Below are 5087 nucleotides of genomic sequence, written 5' to 3'. Positions count from 1 at the left end.
CGGCGGAGAGGGTACCGGCTTGCCGGGAAGTTCCTGGGGTTCGGGCGGCACCGGTTGGGGCACAGGCCCCGGAAGTGGCGTTGGGTTGAGCCGCATGGTGCTCAGTCCGCCGCGCCCCATTGTCGAAAGCTTTCCGGAGTATCCCCCGGCCGCGCGCAAAGCCAGGGCGCAAGGCGTGGTCGAGTTGCGCGTCAAGGTGGATGAAACCGGCAAAGTGGTGCAGGTTATCGTGCTCAACAATGCCACGCAAAATGAGGCTTGTGCGCAGGCGGCCATCAATGCCGCATTTCGCAGCCGCTACCGCCCAGCGCAAACCGCCGCCGGCCCGGATACCGCCTGGATCGTGCGGCCTTATCGGTTTTCGCTCAATAAATAAAGCTGTTTGATCGCGAATAAGAAATTTGACGTTTCACCTGCGGTCTCATTTGTTTGTCCAACACCCCATTAATTAACTCGAGGGAGGAAAAGCGTGAGTCACAAAGAGCATTGGGGATCGCGCGTCGGGCTTGTGCTGGCGATGGCGGGAAATGCCGTTGGTCTCGGCAATTTCCTGCGCTTTCCAGCGCGCGCCGTGGCTAACGGCGGCGGCGCATTCATCATCCCCTATTTGGTTTCGTTCCTGCTGTTGGGCATCCCGTTGCTGTGGGTTGAATGGGCCATCGGGCGGCACGGCGGCAAATACGGGCATCATAGCGCGCCCGGCATGATGGATGCGCTCGGCGGCGGCAAATGGTGGAAGTATGTTGGCGTGTTCGGCATTTTCACCAATTTGCTGGTCGCGGCTTATTATTGCTACCTCGAGTCGTGGACGCTGGGTTACGTCTGGTATTCGATTACCGGCGCATTTTCCGGGATGCAACCGGAGCAAGTCTCAGCTTTCTTCAATGATTATGTCGGCACCACCGGCAATCCGGTCTTCAATTTTTCCGGTCCGGCGGTACTTTTTTTTGTCATCACATTAACTTTGAACATTTGGATTCTCTCGCGCGGCTTGAGCAAAGGCGTGGAAATCGCGGCCAAGATCGGCATGCCGCTGCTGCTGCTCTTTGGCGCGTTTCTGGCGATTCGTGCGCTCACGCTCGATGCCGGCGAGCACGGCGCGGTGAATGATGCCACGGTCGGCCTCAACTATTTGTGGACGCCGCAATACGAATCGATTTGGAATCCCAAAGTCTGGATTGAAGCCGCCGGCCAGATCTTTTTCACGCTCTCGGTCGGCATGGGGTCGATTCATTGCTATGCCGCGTATGTGCGCGAAAAGGAAGACATCGCGCTCAACGCCGCCTCTGCCGGCTGGATGAATGAATTCGTCGAAGTGTTGCTCGGCGGCTCGATCGTGATTCCGATCGCCGTGGCCTACTTCAGCCTGGAATGGATTCAAACGCCCGGCAATGTCGGCTTGACCATGGCATTTCGAACCATGCCCAATCTCTTTCAGAATTGGGGGCCGTTCTTTGCCGCGCTCTCAGGCCTGGCTTGGTTCGGCTTGCTGTTTTTTGCCGGCATCACCAGCTCGTTGGCCATGGGCCAGCCAGTGATCGCTTTCATGCAGGATGAATACAAGATGACGCGCCAGAAATCCGCTTTTGTGTTTGGCGTTATCACGTTTTTGCTGGCGCTGCCCACGATTTTCTTTTTTGGTTATGGCGCGTTCGGCGAGTATGACGACTGGGTCGGCAGTTATTCCCTCGTCATTTTTGCGATGTTCGAGATCATCGCGTTTGCCTGGGTCTTTGGCATCGACAAAGGCTGGGCGGAGCTGAATCGCGGCGCTGACATCAAGATTCCGTTGTTCTTCAAATTCGTGATCAAATACATCACCCCGGCCTTCATCACGCTGGTGTTTGTCGGCTCGCTGGTCAGCCCGGCAGGCGGCGATTGGGCCGGCGCTTTTGGCAAACTCTTCAGCGGAGAAGGCTGGCCGCTCGATGCCGGCAGCCTGCTCGGTAAACTGTTGCATGTCGGCTTCGAAGACACCAGTTGGTTCAAAGACGGCAAGCCCACGCAAGTTTTCATCGTCGATATGACGCGCACGCTGTTGCTCGTGGTTTTCGCCGGCATCGCGTTGGCCGTGCGCAACGCCTGGCAACGCCGCGCGCAACGTTCATAAGGAGTTTATATGTCAACTGCCGGTTTGATTACCATGCTGACCGCCTGGACGATCATCGGATTCATCACCATTCGGTTTTTTATCAAGGTGCTGAAAACGCCGCAAAAAATGGATTAGACGGCTCCAATAGAATGTGTTGAGGACGCGGTTACACTTGCTGCCGCATAATCTTCTTGGCGTTCTTGCCGGGGATTATTATATTTCCGGCAACCCAAGGGCATTTCTCCGGGCCATTTTCAGTTAGGGTCCGTTAAAAAATAAAATTTGCACCTTTGTAGTCCCGCCCCCTTGTGGGGCGCTGTCGGAATATGGAGTTTATCGGCTTCGACAGCAGCCCACAAGGGGCTGGGACTACAAAAATCGTAAAGTTTATTTACGAGCCCTTAATCTATGAGGTCAAACGATGTCGACAATGGTGACCGTTCATTTTCCCAAAACGGTTTATCAACGCTTGCAACAACAAGCAAAGGTTTTAAAAAAGCCGGTGGATGATATTGTCGTGCAAACCGTGCAGCGTGGATTGCCGCTCTGGCTCGACATCATCCCGCCGGATTTCGAAAGAGATTTAGCGCAACTTGACAAGCTCAGTGCTGCGCAGTTACGAAAAATCGCCGGCCATAAATTGGCCGGCATCAAACAACGCAAATTAGACGAGCTTTTGCAGAAAAATAGCGACGGTACTTTGACCTCGAAAGAAGCCGTGAGATTGGATGCGATACATCTCGAAGCCAATCTTTTGATGCTAAAAAAAGCCAAAGCGCTGGCACTGCTCAAGGATAAAGGCCACAAGCCGCCGCCGTCCAAGAGAAGGGGATAAAAAATAAGCTCGCTCAAAATCGGGAAAAATTTGCGTGCGCGTATCGCAAAGCGCTCGAAATATCGTTGTTGCTATTGCCATGGCCGCGAAGCGCTGATGGGCGTTCGCCTGCAAATCGATCATATCATTCCACGGATTGCGGGTGGGGTAAGCCGGGATGAAAATTTATGCCTCGCCTGTTCTTCCTGCAATCGCGCCAAAAGCACTCAGACGCATACCCGAGATCCTCTGTCCAGGCTGATCGTGCCTCTTTATAATCCAAATGCTCAAAAATGGTTTGACCATTTCCGTTGGACACAAGACGGCACAAGAGTTGTCGGGCTTGCCTTGCGGCCGGGCTACCGCTTTGGCGTTGCATCTCAATAATCCTTATGCAATACGCGCTCGCGAATTTTGGGTCAAACTAAACGAACACCCGCCGGCTGCATAAAAACACTCACTTTCCGAAGCTTACCCCAAATTCGTTCTTCACCGAGAGCAAGCCCCATGTCCTACATTTTCCTCTTTGCCACCGGTTTTCTCATTTCCCGTTTGAGCGTGCGCTATCGCCTGGTGGAATTGTTTTTCGCGCGGATTTTCCAGATTCGCAGCGACTCGTTTAAGCAATTTTTACTGTACGTGCTGCTGGCCTCCGCGTTTGTGTCGATGTTTACGCCGAATTTTATCGCGGCGCTGACTCTGCTGCCGGTGCTCAACACGCTGGCCAAAAGTTTTACGCAACATCACGAACCGAAAGTCGCGCGCCGCTTAACCACCATGATGGTCTGCACCGTGATGTACGGTTGCAACATCGGCGGCATGGGCTCGCTTGTCGGCAGCCCGGCCAACGCCCTCATGCTCGGCGCGCTGGAATTATTTAAAGTCGAAAACCGCGAAAAAATAAATTTTCTTTCCTGGTTTGGCTGGAGCCTGCCCCTGGTTCTGATCATGGCCGGCATTGCCTGGGCTCTGGTCGTTTATCTTTTTGTGCCGAAACGGCAACGCGAGGAGGGCATCGATATTCCCGAGTTTCACACCAGCCGGGAACAGCCTGAGCGTGTGCGTCGGGCCTGGCGCGCCATCGGGATTTGGTTTGGATTTTGGGCCTTGCATTCGATTTTGCAGATCGCCGCGCCCGTGGGCGGTTGGAGCATTACTCTTTTCAATTTTGAAATCGGCTGGAATCTGTGGGACAAGCTCGCCGCGCTGTTCGGCCTTTGCTACGCGGCTTTGCTCTTTGCGCCAATTTTTCGCGCGCCCAACCAGCAGCGGCAACCGTTGTTGCGCTTTTCAGATTGCTTTAATGAATTGCCGGTCCGCGCTTTTGTGTTCGTGGCGATCATCCTTGCCATCAGCGGGTTGCTGATTTACCTCGACGTGCCGGAATGGTTGGGCAGCCATCTGGTGCAACTGATTCCGCAGGGCCTGCCGCCGTTTGCGTTCTATTTTTCGTTATGTCTAATCACCACCATGTCCACCGAAGCGCTGAGCAACACGGCCGTAGCCGTGGTTCTCTTCCCGCTCATCCACGGCCTGGCGCTCAGCCTGGACTTAAACCCGTTGGTCGCGATGATGGCAATCGGATTGGCCTCCACCAATGCTTTCATGCTGCCGCTCGGCACACCGGTGAATGCGCTGCTCTACGGCGGTGTGAAGAACCTCTCGCTTGCTACCATGGCAACCTCCGGTTTTATGTTGAATGTGATCAGTGCGCTGTGGATGGCGGGCTTTCTGGAGTATGTGATTCCGTGGTATTACGGCTTGCAGGACAGCTTTTCGACGATTATGTTTGCGGGCGCGGAGGCGTTTTTAAAAATTGGCGGCGTGTTTTAAAGTAAAGCGTAACGATTCAGATTACCGCCCGGGCGCTTTTCTTTCTCTTTTTGATGGTGCGAGAGCTGGTTGCCGGAGGGTTGTTATTTTCTTCTTTTCGGAGGGTGTATGCCCGATTCCACTTCCGTTTCCTCATTTCTGTCTGACCCCGTCGAATTGGTGAAATTCATCGGCGGCATTGTCGGCATTATCGGCACTTTGACGGCAATCGTCGTCGTCTTTTTTACCAAATTCCTGCCCTGGTGGCGTACGCGCCGCGATCGCCGCTCGCTAGAAAAACGCTTCGGCGCGGAGCTTTATCTCAAAGCCGTGATCGAGCGCTCGACGTAATATTACATCGACCCGTTC

General features: G+C 54.2%; 6 protein-coding genes. All 6 read left to right on the top strand.

What is annotated here, in order from left to right; translation table 11 throughout:
- Window positions 1-376, top strand: a 376-nt coding sequence (locus FBQ85_26295) for a TonB family protein (protein ID MDL1878643.1), incomplete at its 5' end; no start/stop codon positions are given.
- Window positions 377-517: 141 nt separating this feature from the next.
- Window positions 518-2110: a sodium:calcium symporter gene (locus tag FBQ85_26290; GenBank protein MDL1878642.1), complete on the top strand. Its 1593-nt coding sequence runs from the start codon at window positions 518-520 to the stop codon at window positions 2108-2110.
- Between the two features lie 403 nt (window positions 2111-2513).
- The gene (locus tag FBQ85_26285) at window positions 2514-2927 is read left to right on the top strand and encodes a hypothetical protein (GenBank protein MDL1878641.1); all 414 of its coding nucleotides are present in this window, start codon (window positions 2514-2516) and stop codon (window positions 2925-2927) included.
- Window positions 2928-3023: 96 nt separating this feature from the next.
- The gene (locus FBQ85_26280) at window positions 3024-3293 is read left to right on the top strand and encodes an HNH endonuclease (GenBank protein MDL1878640.1); all 270 of its coding nucleotides are present in this window, start codon (window positions 3024-3026) and stop codon (window positions 3291-3293) included.
- 120 nt (window positions 3294-3413) lie between these two features.
- The gene (locus tag FBQ85_26275; GenBank protein MDL1878639.1) at window positions 3414-4739 is read left to right on the top strand and encodes an SLC13 family permease; all 1326 of its coding nucleotides are present in this window, start codon (window positions 3414-3416) and stop codon (window positions 4737-4739) included.
- Between the two features lie 108 nt (window positions 4740-4847).
- A complete protein-coding gene (locus FBQ85_26270; GenBank protein MDL1878638.1) occupies window positions 4848-5069 on the top strand; it encodes a hypothetical protein in 222 nt (73 codons plus the stop codon).
- Window positions 5070-5087 lie beyond the last annotated feature (18 nt).

This window comes from Cytophagia bacterium CHB2, from assembly GCA_030263535.1.
Lineage (GTDB): Bacteria > Zhuqueibacterota > Zhuqueibacteria > Zhuqueibacterales > Zhuqueibacteraceae > Coneutiohabitans.
The sequence above is the reverse complement of the archived record's forward strand: the minus strand, read 5'-3'. Positions and strand labels throughout refer to the sequence as shown.

Coding starts and splice junctions, on each gene's coding strand:
- FBQ85_26285 (MDL1878641.1), top strand. CDS start 2,514: ATGTCGACAATGGTGACCGTTCATTTTCCCAAAACGGTTTATCAACGC.
- FBQ85_26270 (MDL1878638.1), top strand. CDS start 4,848: ATGCCCGATTCCACTTCCGTTTCCTCATTTCTGTCTGACCCCGTCGAA.
- FBQ85_26280 (MDL1878640.1), top strand. CDS start 3,024: ATGGGCGTTCGCCTGCAAATCGATCATATCATTCCACGGATTGCGGGT.
- FBQ85_26290 (MDL1878642.1), top strand. CDS start 518: ATGGCGGGAAATGCCGTTGGTCTCGGCAATTTCCTGCGCTTTCCAGCG.
- FBQ85_26275 (MDL1878639.1), top strand. CDS start 3,414: ATGTCCTACATTTTCCTCTTTGCCACCGGTTTTCTCATTTCCCGTTTG.